The organism is Streptomyces sp. ICC1 (genome assembly GCF_003287935.1).
GTDB classification, from domain to species: Bacteria; Actinomycetota; Actinomycetes; order Streptomycetales; family Streptomycetaceae; genus Streptomyces; species Streptomyces tritrimontium.
In genome coordinates, this window is record NZ_CP030287.1 from 1282999 (window position 1) to 1300655 (window position 17657).

Annotated in this window: 13 protein-coding genes; 8 read left to right on the forward strand and 5 right to left on the reverse strand. The window is 71.3% G+C overall.

The annotated features are described in order from the left end of the window. Positions 1–71 precede the first annotated feature (71 nt). The gene (acnA, locus tag DRB96_RS05860; RefSeq protein ID WP_112453235.1) at positions 72–2786 is read right to left on the reverse strand and encodes an aconitate hydratase AcnA; all 2715 of its coding nucleotides are present in this window, start codon (positions 2784–2786) and stop codon (positions 72–74) included. Between the two features lie 154 nt (positions 2787–2940). Further along, positions 2941–4026: a LacI family DNA-binding transcriptional regulator gene (locus DRB96_RS05865; RefSeq protein ID WP_239515999.1), complete on the reverse strand. Its 1086-nt coding sequence runs from the start codon at positions 4024–4026 to the stop codon at positions 2941–2943. Positions 4027–4118: 92 nt separating this feature from the next. Here DRB96_RS05865 and DRB96_RS05870 point away from each other — a divergent pair, with 92 nt between their 5' ends. From DRB96_RS05870 to DRB96_RS05880, 3 genes are all read left to right on the forward strand, one after another. Next, complete coding sequence (locus tag DRB96_RS05870) at positions 4119–6125, forward strand: amidohydrolase (RefSeq protein WP_239516000.1); 2007 nt, start codon at positions 4119–4121, stop codon at positions 6123–6125. Between the two features lie 51 nt (positions 6126–6176). Then, entirely contained in the window at positions 6177–6527 is a 351-nt protein-coding gene (locus DRB96_RS05875) for a hypothetical protein (RefSeq protein ID WP_112447346.1), read from the forward strand. Between the two features lie 67 nt (positions 6528–6594). Further along, entirely contained in the window at positions 6595–8124 is a 1530-nt protein-coding gene (locus DRB96_RS05880; RefSeq protein WP_112447347.1) for a UDP-N-acetylglucosamine 1-carboxyvinyltransferase, read from the forward strand. A 156-nt stretch (positions 8125–8280) separates the two neighbouring features. On the opposite strand, the gene DRB96_RS05885 is transcribed toward DRB96_RS05880, so the two are convergent. After that, positions 8281–8520, reverse strand: a complete 240-nt coding sequence (locus DRB96_RS05885) for a hypothetical protein (RefSeq protein ID WP_112447349.1) — start codon at positions 8518–8520, stop codon at positions 8281–8283. A gap of 154 nt (positions 8521–8674) precedes the next feature. Between DRB96_RS05885 and DRB96_RS05890 the strand changes: the two genes are divergently transcribed. From DRB96_RS05890 to DRB96_RS05910, 5 genes are all read left to right on the forward strand, one after another. Beyond that, positions 8675–9964, forward strand: coding sequence for a DUF3631 domain-containing protein (locus DRB96_RS05890; RefSeq protein WP_239517705.1), 1290 nt, complete (start codon positions 8675–8677; stop codon positions 9962–9964). Positions 9965–10592: 628 nt separating this feature from the next. Next, positions 10593–11537 carry a DUF2637 domain-containing protein gene (locus DRB96_RS05895; protein WP_112447352.1) on the forward strand — a complete coding sequence of 315 codons (945 nt, stop codon included), beginning with the start codon at positions 10593–10595 and terminating at the stop codon, positions 11535–11537. Between the two features lie 119 nt (positions 11538–11656). Next, positions 11657–12304 carry a plasmid mobilization relaxosome protein MobC gene (locus tag DRB96_RS05900; RefSeq protein WP_112447354.1) on the forward strand — a complete coding sequence of 216 codons (648 nt, stop codon included), beginning with the start codon at positions 11657–11659 and terminating at the stop codon, positions 12302–12304. After that, a complete protein-coding gene (locus DRB96_RS05905) occupies positions 12305–13972 on the forward strand; it encodes a mobilization protein (protein WP_112447356.1) in 1668 nt (555 codons plus the stop codon). 149 nt (positions 13973–14121) lie between these two features. After that, entirely contained in the window at positions 14122–14994 is an 873-nt protein-coding gene (locus tag DRB96_RS05910) for a ParB N-terminal domain-containing protein (RefSeq protein WP_162688581.1), read from the forward strand. Between the two features lie 428 nt (positions 14995–15422). Here the strand turns inward: DRB96_RS05910 and DRB96_RS05920 are convergent, their stop codons facing one another. Next, on the reverse strand, positions 15423–16043 hold the full coding sequence (locus DRB96_RS05920; protein ID WP_239516140.1) for a GNAT family protein: 621 nt from the start codon (positions 16041–16043) through the stop codon (positions 15423–15425). Between the two features lie 23 nt (positions 16044–16066). Then, positions 16067–17506, reverse strand: a complete 1440-nt coding sequence (locus tag DRB96_RS05925; protein ID WP_162689051.1) for an XRE family transcriptional regulator — start codon at positions 17504–17506, stop codon at positions 16067–16069. Positions 17507–17657 lie beyond the last annotated feature (151 nt).

The window sequence follows — 17657 nt, forward strand, 5'->3', positions numbered from 1 at the left end:
ACGGAAGGGCCGTACCCCCTTAACGGGGGTACGGCCCTTTGGTGCCGGTATGTGCTCAGCCGCGGCTGTGCTTATCCACGGATGAGGTTGCGGAGCACGTACTGCATGATGCCGCCGTTGCGGTAGTAGTCCGCCTCACCGGGGGTGTCGATGCGGACGACCGCGTCGAACTCCACGCCGGTGTCGGTGGTCACCTTGACCGTGCGCGGGGTGGTGCCGTCGTTCAGCTCCTCCACTCCGGTGAAGGCGAAGGTCTCCTCGCCGGAGAGGCCCAGGGAGGCCGCCGTGGCGCCCTCGGGGAACTGCAGGGGCAGGACGCCCATGCCGATCAGGTTGGAGCGGTGGATGCGCTCGTAGGACTCCGCGATGACGGCCTTGACGCCGAGCAGCGCGGTGCCCTTGGCCGCCCAGTCGCGGGACGAGCCGGAGCCGTACTCCTTGCCCGCCAGGATGACCAGCGGGATGCCGGCGGCCTGGTAGTTCTGCGAGGCGTCGTAGATGAAGGCGACCGGCGCGCCGTCGACGGTGAAGTCGCGGGTGAAGCCGCCCTCGGTGCCCGCGGCGATCTGGTTGCGAAGGCGAATGTTCGCGAACGTGCCGCGGATCATGACCTCGTGGTTGCCTCGGCGGGAACCGTACGAGTTGAAGTCGCGGCGCTCGACGCCGTGCTCCGTGAGGTACTTGCCGGCCGGGGTGTCGGCCTTGATCGCACCGGCCGGGGAGATGTGGTCGGTGGTGACCGAGTCGCCCAGCTTCGCCAGCACGCGCGCGCCGGCGATGTCGGAGACCGGGGTGGTCTCCATCGTCATGCCCTCGAAGTAGGGGGGCTTGCGCACGTAGGTGGACTGCGGGTCCCACTCGAAGGTGTTGCCGGTCGGGATCTCCAGCGCCTGCCACTGGGCGTCACCCGCGAAGACGTCCTGGTAGGACTTGTTGAACATGTCCTCGCCGATCGCGTTCGCGACGACGTCGTTGACCTCGGCCTCGGTGGGCCAGATGTCCGCGAGGAAGACCGGCTTGCCCTCGGAGTCCGTGGCGATGGCGTCCTTGGTGATGTCCACCTTCATGGAGCCCGCGATGGCGTACGCGACGACCAGCGGCGGGGAGGCCAGGTAGTTCATCTTGACGTCGGGGTTGATGCGGCCCTCGAAGTTGCGGTTGCCCGAGAGGACCGAGGTGACCGCGAGGTCGGCGTCGTTGATCGCCTTGGAGATCTCCTCCTCCAGCGGACCCGAGTTGCCGATGCAGGTGGTGCAGCCGTACCCGACGAGGTTGAAGCCCATCTTGTCGAGGTAGGGGGTCAGGCCGGCCTTGTCGAAGTAGTCGGTGACGACCTTCGAGCCCGGGGCCAGGGTGGTCTTGACCCACGGCTTGCGGGTGAGGCCCTTCTCGACGGCCTTCTTCGCCACGAGCGCCGCGGCGACCATGACGTAGGGGTTCGAGGTGTTGGTGCACGAGGTGATCGCGGCGACCGTGACGGCGCCGTGGTCGATCTCGAAGGAGGTGCCGTCGGCCAGGGTCACCGGGGTCGGCTTGGTGGGCACGCCGTTGGTGGACGTCGGCGAGTCGGACGCCGGGAAGGACTCCTTGCCGGACTCCTCGTCGTCGTTGACGTAGTTGCGCACGTCCTGGGCGAACTGCTGGGAGGCGTTCGCGAGGACGATGCGGTCCTGCGGGCGCTTCGGGCCGGCGATGGAGGGGACGACCGTGGAGAGGTCGAGCTCCAGCCTCTCGGAGAAGTCCGGCTCGGCGGCCGGGTCCAGCCACACGCCCTGGGCCTTGGCGTAGGCCTCGACGAGCGCGACCTGCTGGGCGTCGCGGCCGGTCAGGCGCAGGTACTTCAGGGTCTCGTCGTCGATCGGGAAGATGGCGGCGGTGGAACCGAACTCCGGCGACATGTTGCCGATGGTGGCGCGGTTCGCGAGGGAGGTGGCGGCGACGCCCACACCGTAGAACTCGACGAACTTGCCGACGACACCGTGCTTGCGGAGCATCTCGGTGATGGTCAGCACGAGGTCGGTGGCGGTGGTGCCGGCCGGCAGCTCGCCGGTCAGCTTGAAGCCCACGACGCGCGGGATCAGCATGGAGACCGGCTGGCCGAGCATCGCGGCCTCGGCCTCGATGCCGCCGACGCCCCAGCCCAGTACGCCCAGGCCGTTGACCATCGTGGTGTGCGAGTCGGTGCCGACGAGGGTGTCGGGGTACGCCTGGCCGTTTCGGACCATGACCGTGCGGGCCAGGTGCTCGATGTTGACCTGGTGGACGATGCCGGTGCCCGGGGGGACCACCTTGAAGTCGTCGAAGGCGGTCTGGCCCCAGCGCAGGAACTGGTAGCGCTCCTTGTTGCGGCCGTACTCCAGCTCGACGTTCTGCGCGAACGCGTCGGCCGTGCCGAACTTGTCGGCGATGACCGAGTGGTCGATGACCATCTCGGCGGGCGAGAGCGGGTTGATCTTCGCCGGGTCGCCGCCGAGGGCCTTCACGGCCTCGCGCATGGTGGCGAGGTCCACGACGCAGGGGACGCCGGTGAAGTCCTGCATGATCACGCGGGCCGGCGTGAACTGGATCTCCTCGCTGGGCTGGGCCTGCGAGTCCCAGTTGCCGAGCGACCGGATGTGGTCGGCGGTGATGTTCGCGCCGTCCTCGGTACGGAGCAGGTTCTCCAGCAGGACCTTCAGGCTGTAGGGAAGGCGGGCGGAGCCCTCGACCTTGTCCAGCTTGAAGATCTCGTACGACTCGTCGCCCACCTGCAGCGTGCTGCGGGCGTCGAAGCTGTTCGCCGACACGACAGTCTCCTTCATGCATGAATTCGCGCGTATTACCGCAATCCTGCCGCGAGGCACTCTGGCCAATCCGCTAAGGTGAGGCTAAGTTAGGTAACCCTTACCAGCGGGACGGCTGCGGTACGTCCGGGGCAGATATCTCGATGTCGAGATAACTCTAGTACATGCGAGGGGGCCGGGACGAGGCACGCACCCTCAGCCCCGCCCGCACGGTCAGCTGGCCGGGCGATTTCGCGTGTCCGGATTCGACGAGCTTGACCAGGGCTGAGACCGCCGTGGCGGCGATCCGGTCCGGATCGAAAGTGACGGTGGTCACTGGGGGTTCGTTCTCGGCGTACGCCGGATCCTCGCTGGCGCACACCAGCAGCAGGCCGTCCAGCCCGCTCCCGTCCGCGGACGGGCGGCCGGGTATCCGAAGGCCGTGGCGCGCGGCGGCGGCCAGCACCTGCCGTCCCCCCGGGTCGTACGCGCAGTGGACGGCGTCGGGCCGGTCCGGGCCCTCGAACGCGGAGTCGAAGGCGTGCCCGGCCGCGTCGTTCGGGTCGAAGGGGACCACGAGCGGAGTCCGGCCGCGCTCGGCGCACCACTGCTCGTAGGCCGAGGTGACGGCCGCGGTGTAGTGCTCCCGGCCGTACGCCGAGTGCAGGGCGATCCGCCGGGCACCGGACTCCGCGAGGTGGTCCAGCACCTCGCGGGTGGTCGCGGTGTGGTCGTTGTCCACCCACACGTCCTGCGGCCGGGGATCGGGCGGGCGCCCGTCGAAGACCACGGGCAGGCCCCGCGCCCGCAGCGCGCGCAGCACCGGGTCGTCGGCCGGGGTGTCGAGCAGGAGCATCCCGTCCACCGCGAGGTTGTGCCACAGCGGCTCGGCGCCCCGGTCGGCGGGCAGCGTGGTCAGGGCGTAGCCGTGGGCGTGCGCGGCCGAGGTGGCGGCGGTGAGGAGCCGGGAGAAGTAGGCGATCCGCGCGAAGTCCCAGGCGAAACCGGCGTACGTGGTCACGGCGACGCCGAGGCTGCGGCTGTGCGGGCCGCGCCGGGCGCCGTAGCCCAGGGCCCCGGCCACCTCGCGCACCCGGCGGCGGGTCGACTCGCCGAGCCGGCCGGTGCCGTTGAGCGCGTGCGAGACGGTCGCCGTGGACACCTCGGCGGCGCGCGCGACGTCGGCGAGGGTCGGACCGGGCACGGGCGCGGGCGCCGGCATGGCACCGGGCCGCGGACCGGAGACGGGAACGGGCGCTGACACGCCGCCATCGTACGGATTCCGTCGCCGGATGCGGCTTCTGGTTAACGCCTTAATCAAACAGCGTCCTGCCCACACCAACCTTTGGAGTGGGCATGCAGTCTTCTTCCTCCGCCGGGGCTCCCCCGGCCCCGGCGTCCTCGGCCTCCTCGGCGGCCCCGCCGGCCCCGCTGTCCCGCCGGGGGCTCCTCGCGGCCGCCGGAGCCGTCGGCGCGGCGGGCCTGCTGGGTGCGGGACCCGCCGCGGCCGCCCCCGGGGCCGCTTCCGGAGCCGCCTCCGGGGCCGCTTCCGGCGGGCGCGGTTCGGCCGCCCTGGTGGTCCGCAACGCCTCGGTGTTCACCGGGACCGGCGGCCGGGGGCCCGTGCGGGCCGTCGCCGTCGGCCGGGACGGCAGGATCCTGGCCACCGGGACCGACGAGGCGCTGCGCCGGTACGCCGGCCGGGACACCGAGGTGGTCGACGCCCGCGGCAACACGGTGATGAGCGGGATCCACGACGGCCACGTCCACCCGCTGGGCGCCGGCGAGCGCTCGCTGAGCCCCTCCCTGGACGGCGCGGAGACCACCCCGGAGCAGCTCCGGGAGATCCTGACCGGCTTCCTGGCCGACACCGGCGGCGCCGGCGCCGAACCCGACCGCTGGCTGGTGGTCGAGGACTGGAACCCGGTCGGGCTGCTCCCCGTGGGCACCAGCCCGCACCACACGGTGCTGGACGCGCTCCCGACCCGGCGGCCCGTCGTCCTCGTCGGCGGCGACGGGCACAACCTGTGGGCCAACCGGCGGGCCCTGGACGTCGCCGGGATCACGGCGGCCACCCCCGACCCGGTCGGCGGCAAGGTGGTCAAGGGCGCGGACGGACAGCCCACGGGCGTCCTCAAGGACGACGCGCAGGGGCTGGTGAAGCGGCACGTACCGGAGCACACGCGGGCCGAACTGGTCGCGGCCTGCACCGAGGTGCTGCGGCTGGCGGCCGCCTCCGGGGTCACCACGATGATGGACGCCCTGGTCGGGCGGCGCGAGCTGGAGCTCTACCAGGCGCTCTCCGCGGCGGGCGCCCTGCCGCAGCGGATCGTCCCCGCGATCCGGCTGGACGCGGAGCAGGCCAAGGACCCGGCGGGCTCGCTGGCCTACGCACGGGGCCTGCGGCGGGAGTTCGGGTCCGCGGACGGGGTGCCGGGGCTCCGGTTCGGGACGGTCAAGGTCTTCCTGGACGGGGTCATCGAGTACCCCGCGCAGACGGCCGCCCTGCTGGAGCCGTACCTCGACGGGAAGGGGAAGCCGACCGCGAACCGGGGCGAGCTCTACACCTCGGCGGCGGACTACGGCCGGCTCAGCGCCGCCTTCAACCGGGCCGGCTGGCAGATGCACGCCCACGGCCTCGGAGACCGGGCGGTGCGCACCGCCCTGGACGGGTACGCGTACGCCCGGCGGGTGACGGGCCACCGGGACGCCCGCAACGCGGTGGCCCACCTGCAGCTCGTGGACCCCGCGGACCTGCGGCGCTTCGCGCAGCTGGGCGTCGCGGCGTGCATGCAGCTCCAGTGGGCGGCGCGGGACACCTGGACGATGGAGGCGCTGCTCCCCTACATCGGGCCCCGGCGGCACCGGTGGATGTACCCGGCGCGCAGCCTGGAGAAGGCGGGCGCGCGGCTGGCGGGCGGCTCCGACTGGCCGGTGGACGCCCTCCAGGTGTGGAACCAGCTGCGGACGGCGATCGACCGGCAGGGCGTGTTCGGGGCGGGCGAGTTGTACCGGGAGCAGGAGGGGCTGAGCCGGGAGACCGTCTTGCGGATGCACACGTCGGGGACTGCGTGGCAGCTGCGCCAGGAGGAGCTGACCGGCACGGTCGAGGTGGGCAAGGCGGCGGACCTGGTGGTGCTGGACCGGGACGTGACGCGCTGTCCCGTGGCCGACATCGGCGGGACGGAGGTACGGATGACCCTGGTCGGCGGACGCGTGGTGCACGACGCGGATTCGACGTCGGGGCGGGCGGCTTCGGCGCGGGTGGCCCGGGCCGCGGCGGCGGGCCCGCGGCCGGCCTCGTACCCGGCCTCGTACGCGGCGGTCCACGGGGGCGGTCGGCACCACGCCTGCGGGCACTGAGGCGGCACCCAGCGGGCACTGAGGGGTCAATTCCACTTCCTGTTCCCAGGCGTGCGGAACGCGGCGCGCGAGGCCTGCGGCGGGACCCCCGAAGCGGTGGTGGCCGGCGCCGAGTTCAAGGAGGCCCTGGCCCGGCAGCTGCGCCACCTGGAGATCCTCCTCCAGCCGACCCGGACCGCCGAACTGCCCGCGTTCCCCGCGACGCCGCGGGGAACGCGCGGCGCCCGCGGGCGCTCCCCCGGCCGACCGGGCCGGAGCGCCCTGTCCACCGTCGAGGCCGCCCGGCGCCGGCGGCGCCGGACTCGGGGACCGATCGGGGTGGATGCCCGCAAAACGCATGATGGTCGCGCGAACGGGAGCAACCGGTCACCACGGCGCACGCCGACCCGCCACGGGAGCTGACGGCCGGTAACACCCGTATGGCACACCCGACGCGAGCGCGATCTCATATCTGAGATACGGTGCAGCCATGGCAGACGACTACCTCGTACGCATCGGCAAGCTCATCCGTGACGCCCGGCAGCACCGTGGCTGGACACAGAGTCAGCTCGCCGACGCACTCGGCACCAGCCAGAGTGCCGTGAACCGGATCGAGCGCGGCAACCAGAACATCAGCCTTGAGATGATCGCCCGCATCGGGGAAGCCCTCGACAGCGAAATCGTCTCCCTGGGCTACGCCGGTCCGATGCACCTGCGCGTGGTCGGCGGCCGCCGGCTGTCCGGCGCCATCGACGTCAAGACGAGCAAGAACGCGTGCGTCGCCCTGCTGTGCGCCTCACTGCTCAACAAGGGCCGCACGGTGCTGAGGCGGGTCGCCCGGATCGAGGAGGTCTACCGCCTCCTGGAGGTCCTGAACTCCATCGGTGTCCGCACCCGCTGGATCAACGACGGCGTCGACCTGGAACTCGTACCGCCCGCCCGCCTCGACATGGACGCCATGGACGCGGACGCGGCCCGCCGGACCCGCAGCATCATCATGTTCCTGGGTCCCCTCCTGCACCGGATGGACCACTTCAAGCTGCCGTACGCGGGCGGCTGCGACCTCGGCACCCGCACCATCGAGCCGCACATGATCGCCCTGCGCCGCTTCGGCCTGGACATCACCGCGACCGAGGGCATCTACCACGCCCAGGTCGAGGCCGGGGTCTCCCCGGACCGCCCGATCGTGCTGACCGAGCGCGGGGACACCGTCACCGAGAACGCGCTGCTGGCCGCCGCCCGGCACGACGGGACCACGGTCATCCGCAACGCCTCCTCCAACTACATGGTCCAGGACCTGTGCTTCTTCCTGGAGGCGCTCGGCGTCCGGGTCGACGGCGTCGGCACCACGACCCTGACGGTCCACGGCGTCCCGAACATCGACGTGGACGTGGACTACTCCCCCTCCGAGGACCCGGTCGAGGCGATGAGCCTGCTGGCCGCGGCCGTGGTCACCGAGTCCGAGCTGACCATCCGCCGGGTGCCGATCGAGTTCATGGAGATCGAGCTCGCGGTCCTGGAGGAGATGGGCCTCGACCACGACCGCTCCCCCGAGTACACGGCGGACAACGGCCGCACCCGCCTGGTGGACCTCACCGTCCGCCCGTCGAAGCTCGAAGCGCCGATCGACAAGATCCACCCGATGCCCTTCCCCGGGCTGAACATCGACAACGTCCCGTTCTTCGCCGCCATCGCGGCCGTGGCCCAGGGTCAGACCCTGATCCACGACTGGGTGTACGACAACCGGGCCATCTACCTGACGGACCTCAACCGCCTCGGCGGTCGCCTCCAGCTCCTGGACCCGCACCGCGTCCTGGTCGAGGGCCCCACCCGCTGGCGCGCGGCGGAGATGATGTGCCCGCCGGCCCTGCGCCCGGCGGTGGTCGTCCTCCTGGCGATGATGGCGGCCGAGGGCACCTCGGTCCTGCGCAACGTCTACGTCATCAACCGCGGCTACGAGGAACTGGCGGAACGCCTCAACTCGGTGGGCGCACAGATCGAGATCTTCCGCGACATCTAAACCGGCGGACGGGGCGGCCACGACGACCCCCGGATCCCGAGGCCCCCTCGCTCCTCACGGAGCGAGGGGGCCTCTTGCCGTTCGCTCCGGCAACGGGGCTGCCGACGTCGACCTGCCGGGTTGCGGATGACACCGCGCACGGTCCCCGCGCCGCGGCTACGCGTGGGCGTGGCCGGCGTTCCCGCGGGGCTGGGTGACGGCGCCGGACGGCCAGCACGAGGTGCAGCTGCCCGCCGGGGCGGTCTGGCCCGACCAGGCCGGGCCGAGATCGGCGGTGGTGTGGATGCACGTGGCGCAGTCGGCGGCGGGGGCCGCGCCGGCCGTGGGCAGGGAGAGGCCCAGGGCGGCGGTGGACAGGAACAGGGCGGTGGCGGCGGCGCGCACGAACGTCTTCATGCGCGGGATGCTTCCAGGTGCGGTGGGCCGGAGGACAGGCTTCCGGCCGTGCCGCCCGGTGGGGGCCGTGTGGGCTGAGGGTCGACTGGCCTGGCGTGGGTGCGCGTTGGGGAGGGGGCTGGCTCTTATACCCATTCGACGCTGCCGACGCACTATGAAGTCCGCACCCACCCCCACGCCCGCCGCTACCAACGAGCCCTGGCCCGTGACCGCGATGCCCGGCCGCCCGGGCGCCCACCGCCAGGACCCCCGGCCTGTGGAGGCGGCAACACCCCAGACCCCCGCAGCACAGGACCGGCCTGCCGAGGCGAAGCCACGCCCGATCGGGCCGCTTCGTGAGGGCGAGCAGGTGCTGGCGGAGCTGAGGGGCCAGCTTCGGCGGTATGTCGTACTGCCCAGCGAGGACGCCTTCACGGCGGTGACCTTGTGGGTAGCGGCCACGCATCTGCAGACCGCTTGGCAGCATGCGCCGCGTCTGGCGGTGGTGGGTCCGGCGAAACGCTGCGGGAAGTCGCGGCTGCTGGATGTGGTCACGGAGACGGTCCACGATCCGCTGGTGACGGTGAACGCCTCGGCTGCCGCGATCTTCCGGTCGATCACCGAGACGCCGCCCACGCTGCTGGTCGATGAGGCCGACACGCTGTTCGGGTCGGCGAAGGTGGCCGAGAAGAACGAGGAGATGCGCGGCCTGCTGAACGCGGGCCATCAGCGCAACCGCCCGACCCTGCGCGTGTCCGGCCCGAACCATGAGGTGTCGAAGTTCCCCACCTTCGCCATGGCCGCGCTCGCCGGTATCGGTGACCTCCCCGACACGATCATGGACCGGTCGGTGGTGATCCGGATGCGGCGGCGCGGGCCGGGCGAGAAGGTCGCGGAGTTCCGCAGCGCCCGCGACATCCCCGCCCTCCACGCCCTGCGCGACCGCCTCGTGGCCTGGCTGGCCCCGCTCCACGCCGCGGCGATGGAGCTGGCGCCGCCGATGCCGGTGGAGGACCGCGCCGCCGATACGTGGGAGCCGCTGGTCGCCATCGCCGACCTCGCGGGCGGCGAATGGCCGATCCTGGCCCGCACCGCCTGCGCGGTGATGACGAGCCATGAGGCGCAGCGGGACCAGGACAGTGGCGGCACGGGCATCCGCCTCCTCGCCGACATCCGACGCGCCTTCGCGGGCGAGGGTGATCCGCCGGTGATGCGCACCGCCCGGCTGCTGGACATCCTGAACCAGGACGAGGAAACGGCCTGGGAGCAGTACACGGCCAAGGGCCTGACCGCCCGGGGCCTGGGGATCCTGTTGCAGGACTACAACATCAGCTCGGCCAACCGCCGTTTCCACAACGGCGACCAGGCCAAGGGCTTCACCCGCGAGCAGTTCACCGACGCCTGGGCGCGCTACTGCCCCCAGCCAAAGCCGGCACCCCAGCCGGGATCCGCCACCGGCGCCTGACCCGGCACGACCCGTCGCGTCCCGTCGCATCGCAGGTCAACCCAGGGACGAGTGGCAGGCCCGCAACGAGTCGACTCGACATCAAGACTCGACCCGTACCTGCTCTGACCAGCCCGGCGACGAGTCGCAACGAGACCGCGCCCCCCCGAGGTGCCCCTCACCCAGCCCTGCCCTGCCCCGGTACGGGTGAGGCCGCCCCATCCCTCCGTCGCGTCCCGTCCCACTCGTCCCCGCGCGACCCGGCGCGGGGACGAGCGGGAAGGCAACGACGAGCCGAAGCGACATCAGCAGGCCTCTGACCTCGCCAAACCCGCCAGCCATGGCGTGCGGCCACCGGTAAGGGACTCCCCGGAGCTGGTACGGGTCGGTATCCGTCCCAACCCGTACCCCACTCGTCTCACCGGCCCGGCACGCAGTATCGGGCCGGTGAGACGAGTCGACTCGACATCAGGACTCCACCCGTACCTGCGCTGACCAGGCCTGCGACGAGTCGCAACGAGACCCGCCACCCTCAGGCGGCTCAGCCCTGCCCGGCCCTGCCCCGGTACAGGTGAGGCCGCCCCCATCCCTGCCCTTGGAGTACAGCCGCTTGTCCACACCCACCGCGGATGCGCCGCGCGGTCATCGCGTGAACCACAAGGGACGCATCACCCTCGTCATCGGCCTGGTGGCCGTCGTCCTCATGGCCTTCCGGGTCTCGTGGAACGCGCTGTCCGACGTGGCCCGCGCCATCGGCGCAGACGCCACTGCCGCCCTGCTCTACCCGATCGTGGTCGACGGGCTGATGGCCCTCGCGCTGGTCGCCGCGCTCGTGCTGACCGGCGCCGACCGCAAGTTCGCGCTGCGGGTCCTGGCTGCCTACACGATCGCCAGCCTCCTGTTGAACTACGTGCACGGCCTCGTTCCGGCCCTGCGCACGGCGTCGGTCCAGTGGGGCCGACTGGCCAACTGGGATCCCGCGAACTGGGCGCTCGTACTGCTGGCGACCTCACTCCCGGTCGGGTCGATCTACTTCGGCTCGGACCTCGTGGCGAAAGTGCTGCACCACAACCCAGAGTCGGCCGACGCTGCCGAAGTGGCCTCTGACCAGTCGGTTAGCCCGCAGGCTGACGAGTCGGCCAGCGAGCAGGCCGCACAGTCTAGGTCTGACCAGGCCGAGTCGGACCCCGAGCAGCCGACCGAATCGACCCCCACGAAGGTCGCCGAGGCGCCCTCGACGGGGCCGACCGAGGCCGACGAATCGGCTCCCGCTCCCCCTGCCCGACCGCCCCGGTCGGCTGCCGTGGCGGAGTCGACCGGAGCCGCCCCGCGTCGGGCGACCGGTCGGGTCCCCGCCGCCGCCAAGTCGACCACCGACCGCACCCGCACAGACGCCGAAATTCTCGCCGAGGCTCAGCTCCTGACCGCCGACTGGAGCGACGACCAGCTGACCGCCGAGCGTCTGCGCAGCGAACTACGGATCGGCCAGATCCGCGCCCGCAGCCTGCGCGACCAGCTGCAGGCCGAGCGTACCGGCCAGCCCGGGCCACTCGACGGACTCGACGAAGCCGCCTTCCCCACCAGCGCCGTCTGACCCCCGTAAGGGGCACCGACCGCCTGGCCCTTCCGGCTCTTCCCGTGACCCCGTGCAACCGAGCATGGGGCCGCGCACAGCCAACCACCCGGCACCAGCACCCCACGGAGAACCGATCCATGCACGATGCGCACCGCGAACTTCCCACCACCCAGAAGGAGATGATCACCGGCCTCAACAGCCCAGCAAGGTATGGCGTTGGACCGTCCAAGGGCCGGTCCAACGCAGCCTCCGCCCCGGGGGTGGCGGAGACAGAACCCCGGCGCGAGGGCGCACCGGGGCAGGAAGGGGCGGTCGTCGACGCCGGACTACCGGTTGTCGTACGTGCCGCTGACGCGGCCGCGCTGTACCGCGTCGCCCGCCGCCGTGCCCGTCAGGAAGTCCAGCGCACCCAGCGTGTCGACGTCCGCTACAGCGCCGACGAGAAGACGGAGATCCTCGCCGAGGCCCGTCGCCTCGGCCTCGCCGGCGCGCACCTCGTCGGCGCGATCGTCATGGCCTACCTCGACGGCCACTTCGAGATCCCCGGCCAGCGCACGTCCCACGACGACCTGATCGACGAACTCGTCGCCCTGCGCGCGGAGATCGCCCCGATCGGCAACAACGTCAACCAGATCGCCTTCAAGCTCAACTCCGGCGGCCGTCCCCACCCTGTGGACAGGGCCGTCCTGGCCCAGGCCGAACGTGTCCTCGCCCTCGCCCGGACTGCTGCCGAAGCGATCGAACTCGCCGCCGGCCGGACGTCCATCGCGAAGCGGGCGGCCTGATTGATCGCGAAGATCGGCAAGGCCGGCGCCAACACCCGAGGCGTCCTGAACTACCTCTACGGCCCCGGCCGCGCCAACGAGCACACCGACCCCCACCTCGTGGCCTCGTGGGACGGCTTCGCCCCCGACCCCGGCCGCGACGAGACGGCTACCCTCGCCCGGCTCGCCAGCGTCCTCGACCTGCGGGTGAAGCAGGCAGGAGACCGCGCCCCGGAGAAGCACGTGTGGCACTGCTCGGTCCGGGCCGCGCCCGAAGACCGAACCCTGTTCGACGACGAGTGGGCAACGATCGCCCGCCGGGTCCTCAACGCCACCGGCATCGCGCCGGCAGGCGACCCTGACGCCTGCCGGTGGGTCGCGGTCCGCCACGCGGAGGACCACATCCACATCGTCGCCACCAAGGTCCGAGGCGACCTCCGCGAGCCCCGGAACTGGAACGACTACGTCCGCGCCCACAAGGAACTGGCCGCGATCGAGAAGGAGTACGGCCTGCGCCAGGTCACACTCGGCGACCGCACCGCCGCCAAGAAGCCGACCCGCGCCGAACAGGAGAAAGCCCGCCGCACCGGTACGGCCACTACGCCCCGCGAGAGGCTGCGCACCACCGTCCGTACCGCGGTAGCGGCTGCCACCAGCACCGAGGAGTTCTTCACCATCCTCCACAGCACCAAGGTGCTGGTGGACATCCAGCACTTCCCCTCCGGCGACATCCGCGGCTACAAGGTCGCCCTCCCCGGTGACACCAACGCCCAGGGTGAGCCCGTGTGGTTCTCCGGTTCCACCCTCGGACCCGACCTGTCCTACCCGAAGATCAGCGAACGCCTCGCACCCACCAACCCCGCCCCCACAGAGCGACACGCTGGCCGGCGGCGTACGGCGTGGCAGCAGGTCACCGACACGGCCGACCGCATCCCCGATCTGCTGACGGAGACCGATGACGCTGCGGGCCAGGCGCACATCACCGTGCTCGCCGAAACCCTCGACGTCCTCCCCCTGATCGCCCCCGCCGCCTACAAGCCACAGCTCGCTCAGGCAGCGGCCGCATTCGAGCGGGCCAGCCGCTCCCGCATCCGCGCCCGCCACCAGCAGGCGCAGGCCACACGCCGCGCCATCAAGGCGATCGTCCGGGAACCCGCGCCCAAGGACGGCGCCCTCCTCGCGATCCTCCTCGACGCCGTCCTTCTGGCCGTCGTCGCAGCACAGCACTGGCACCACACCCGCCACCACGACCAGCAGGCCGAAGCCGCCCGCCAGACAGCCGAACACCTGCACGCCGCCTACCAGGCAGCCACCATCCAGCCCCTGACCGCGATCCACCAACGCGGCCTGCGCCTGCCTCTACCCGTGCAACAGAGGCAGGCCGTCCTCGTCCGCCAGGCCCTGCCGGACCTGGCCGAGCAGATCCTCGCCGAACCCGGCTGGCCGGCCCTCGCCGCCACCCTCACCGACACCCGCAGCGCCGGCCACGACCCCGCCGCCCTGCTCACCCAGGCCGCCCGTCACCGGGAGCTCGACACCGCCGGCTCCGTCAGCGAAGTCCTCGTCTGGCGACTGCACCGCATCGCCGACCTGAACCAGCAACCCACCACAGGTGCCGCACGCAGGTCAGCCCCGCCCCGGGTCACCAAACCTGCCACCTCCGCCGACCGCCCCCGCACGACCCGATGACACCAGCCACCCCACCGCATCCCTCAGCCCGCGCTCCCCCAGCAACGGCATACCTCAGCGCACACCCGCCGCACCCTCCCGGGCCTGCGGCAACACCAGCCAAAAGGAGCCACCCCCTGAAGATCCACCCCTACGCCGACACCTTCCCGATGCTCACCGAGGTCGAACTGCACGACCTCGCCGAGTCCATCAAGACCGAGGGCCAGCAGAAGCCGATCATCCTCGACCGAGACGGCGTCGTTCTCGATGGCCGCAACCGCCTCGCCGCCTGCAAGCGCGCCGGCATCGAACCCCGCTTCACCACATACGACGGCGACAACCCCACCCGCCTGATCTTCAGCAACAACATCGTCCGCCGGCACATCAGCAAGGGCCAGCAGGCCATGATCACCGCCATGGCGTGTTCCGTTTCGGGACACTCCCTGCGGACCCAGGCCAAGCTCCACGACATCAGCCGCAGCCGCCTCTCCGCCGCCAACGTCGTACTCCAGCACGCCCCCGACCTAGCCGAACGAGTACGCCTCGGCACACTCGGCCTCGACGCCGCCCACGACCAGGCCCGCGAACGCAAGACCCACACCGAGGCGCTCCTCGCCCAGAACGAACGCCTGCAACAGCACGCCCCCGACCTCGCCGAGAAGGCCGCCGAGGGCCACCTCACCCTTGACGCCGCCATCGCCGCCCTCGACAGGCGACTCGAAGAGGAACGGCTCCGCCAGCTCGTGAGGGACTCCGACGCACTCCTCCTCGCCGACCGCGACGCCACACCCGCCTTCAGCCCGCTCGCCGACCGCGGCGACATCACCTGGGGGCAGGCAGCCCAGCTCGCCGAGGAACACCTCACCCGTCGGCACGAGGCCATCCTCCGCACACAGCAGGCCCTGCAACTGATCGCCGACAACTGGGCCGCCGTCCGTGACCTCGCAGCCCGACACGACACCCCCTATGCCCAGGAGATCCTCGACGGCCTCACCCCTGAAGCACACGCACTCACCACACACCTGACCACCACGGCCACCTGACACAACCAACGCCTGTGGGCCAACGCAGAACGCGTTGGCCCCACAGGCGTTGTTCCCGACCTGGTCACGTCCGGCTGCGTCGGTGGCGACCCCGCCCGCGGACACCAAACCTGTCTTCCCGACCGCACTCGGGCCGATGCACGGGGTACCCAGGGTTGTCGTGAAGCTGGAGGGACTCCCAGACGCGTACTTGGATTTCTCCGATGCAGGGGCCGCAGGCGTACATGGGTGCCTGGGCTCCGGCGACACTGACCGGGCCGATCCACAGAACGCGGGTCTGTCGCTGCCCGCAGTACAGCCAGCAGGTGCCGTCGACCCAGTGGTTGCCGTCGTTGGTCGCCGCCGGATCGGGGAGGCCACCGCGCGCGAACTCGGCGATGCCGGGGATCACCGGGTGGCGCGGCAGGCCCAGCTCGGGCCGCACCAGGTCACGGTTCCTGTCCACTGTCACCGTCAGGTGAGGTCGCCGGCGCCGCAACATCGCCGGCAGCACCCGACTCAAGGGTGTCGATCGGTGTCCACTCGTGCTCCAGGATCGAGTACGTGATCGAGTCTCGCCAGGCTCCGTGAACGAAGACGTGATCGCGGATCCGCCCGTCCTCGGTCATACCTGCTCGTAGGAGGGTGCGCGCGGATGCCTCGTTGAGTGGCGAACGCGCAGCCCAAATCCGGTGCAGGCCCAGGGCCTTGAAGCCGAGCGTGCACAGCAGGTGGACGGTCTCCGTGCCGAGGCCCTTGCCCCACTCCGCGGGGTTCAAGGCGAAGCCGATGGTGGCTGCCTGCTGAGGCTCGGTCGCCAGGCGCGCGTAGCCGATCAGCCGGTGTTCACCGAGCGGGGTGATGGCGAGGCAGTACTCGGTTCGCGGGGTGTCCTTCGCGGAGGCGATGGACCGGTCGATGATCCCCTGGGCCTGGTCGCGAGTGCGGGGCTCGAAGCTGAGGTGCCGGGTGGCCTCGGGGTCCCCGTAGATGGCCAGGAGGTCAGCGTTGTCTTCGGGTTCGACTTCGCGCAGCGCCAGGCGGGGGCTGGCCAGGTGGACTGACGTCATGCCTTCGGAGCCTACCGGCGGGGTCACCGGACGAGGACCGATGTCGGGGTGGCCGTGAAGGCTTCGATCTCCTCGCGCAGGCTTGCTGCCGCGCCTCGGTTTCGCCGGCCCTCGGCCTGCAGTGCGATGTGGACCCGCTGGGCGCTGCTGGTGATGCCGAAGTTCCGCTGCTCGATGGGGAGGTCGAGCACGGGCTGCACCGCCTCGATGGCGCCCTCGATCTCGCCTCGGGCGATGCGGGCGAGGGCGAGGTCTGTCTGCGCGCCGGCCTCGTCACCGAAGGCCCACTCGTCCTCAGTGGCGCTGCGGTACGCGGCGACGGCGGCCTCCGACTGGCTCTCGCCGAGTGCGGGGTCCTCGCCGAGGTGCACGGTGGCCTCGGCGACGTAATACAGCTGGCGGGGCACCGGGAAGGTCATGATGCCGCCGAAGGCATCGAGGTCGTCGGGTTCGAGAGTCGTGCGGGCCTCCTCAGCCTGCTGAATGGCGGTGCGGGTGGCCTCGCCGTCGCCGAGGAGCGCGTGGGCGCGGGCGGAGAGACAGGCCAGCCAGACACTGGTGGTGCCGCGGACGCTCCCGGCGGTGTTCTGGCCGAGGGTGGCGTAGTCAGCGGCCTCGGAGGGGCGCCCGGCCCAGTAGGAGATGAGGGACTGCAGGGAGCGGACCCATGCACGCATGGCGTGGTGGTCGGCGTTGTCCGCGCACACGAAGGCGGTGCGGGCCTGCATCATCGCCGCGCTCGGGTTGCCCAGGTCGTGGCTGGCTTTGGCGAGCATGCCCGAGGTGATCCCGGCGAGCAGGTAGAGCTCGCGGGCCTGCAGTGGCTTGACCCTGCCATGTTCCAGCAGCCGGAAGGTGAGGTCCTGTACCTCGACCAGATCACCGAGCAAGGTCGGCAGCGCCAGCTTCGGATACGCGACGGTCAGCCGTCGCACCTCGTCCTGGATCTGGCCCAGGGTCTCCGGTCCGACACTGCTGCCCTCCGCCATCGCGGTGAACCGGAGCGCACGACGAGCCGCCATCGCAACCTGCCTTTCCAATTCTGTGGTGCCCGCCTCGAAGCGGGTCTCGCTGCTGAACGGACCACCGGCAAGCAGCACCTGTGCCTGCTCGGATGGGAGGAGGACAGAGCTCAGCCGTGGCGGTGGGATGACGAGTGAGGACTCGACCGGGGTCGTCGGTGAGGCGGCAGGCGCGGGTGCCGGTGCGAGGAGGAGATCGACGCCGACGCCGAACATGGCCTCCAGTACCCGGCACTGATCCGGGTACGGGCGGGTCTTCACCGCGCCGCCGTACCAGCGCTCGAACTGCCGCTTGGAGACGGACAGACCCCCAAGCGACGGGTCGTTCTCGTCCAGCGCCAAGCGGTGGGCCGCTTCCTCGAACCGGAGCAGAAAGGTCTTGTAGACCTGCCAGTGCCTCCGCAGCGTCAAGACCCTTAAAAGCGTGGGAGTTTCAGCCACCGCAGATCCCCTCCGGTCCCTGTTCGTCTGGTCTGACGATAGCCCCGGCCGATCGGCGGGAAACCCTTTCCGCCGGCCCACGGAGCAGATGACGGCAGCCATGACGGTGGTGATGACGCACCACGACGTGGACCGGCCTGCAGGGCGGGGA

What these genes read in the sequence shown, in the direction of transcription:
- DRB96_RS05870 (WP_239516000.1), top strand. Translation starts at nt 4,119, where the DNA reads ATGCAGTCTTCTTCCTCCGCCGGGGCTCCCCCGGCCCCGGCGTCCTCG.
- DRB96_RS05890 (WP_239517705.1), top strand. Translation starts at nt 8,675, where the DNA reads ATGAAGTCCGCACCCACCCCCACGCCCGCCGCTACCAACGAGCCCTGG.
- DRB96_RS05900 (WP_112447354.1), top strand. Translation starts at nt 11,657, where the DNA reads ATGCACGATGCGCACCGCGAACTTCCCACCACCCAGAAGGAGATGATC.
- DRB96_RS05920 (WP_239516140.1), bottom strand. Translation starts at nt 16,043, where the DNA reads ATGACGTCAGTCCACCTGGCCAGCCCCCGCCTGGCGCTGCGCGAAGTC.
- DRB96_RS05910 (WP_162688581.1), top strand. Translation starts at nt 14,122, where the DNA reads ATGCTCACCGAGGTCGAACTGCACGACCTCGCCGAGTCCATCAAGACC.
- DRB96_RS05885 (WP_112447349.1), bottom strand. Translation starts at nt 8,520, where the DNA reads ATGAAGACGTTCGTGCGCGCCGCCGCCACCGCCCTGTTCCTGTCCACC.
- DRB96_RS05880 (WP_112447347.1), top strand. Translation starts at nt 6,595, where the DNA reads ATGGCAGACGACTACCTCGTACGCATCGGCAAGCTCATCCGTGACGCC.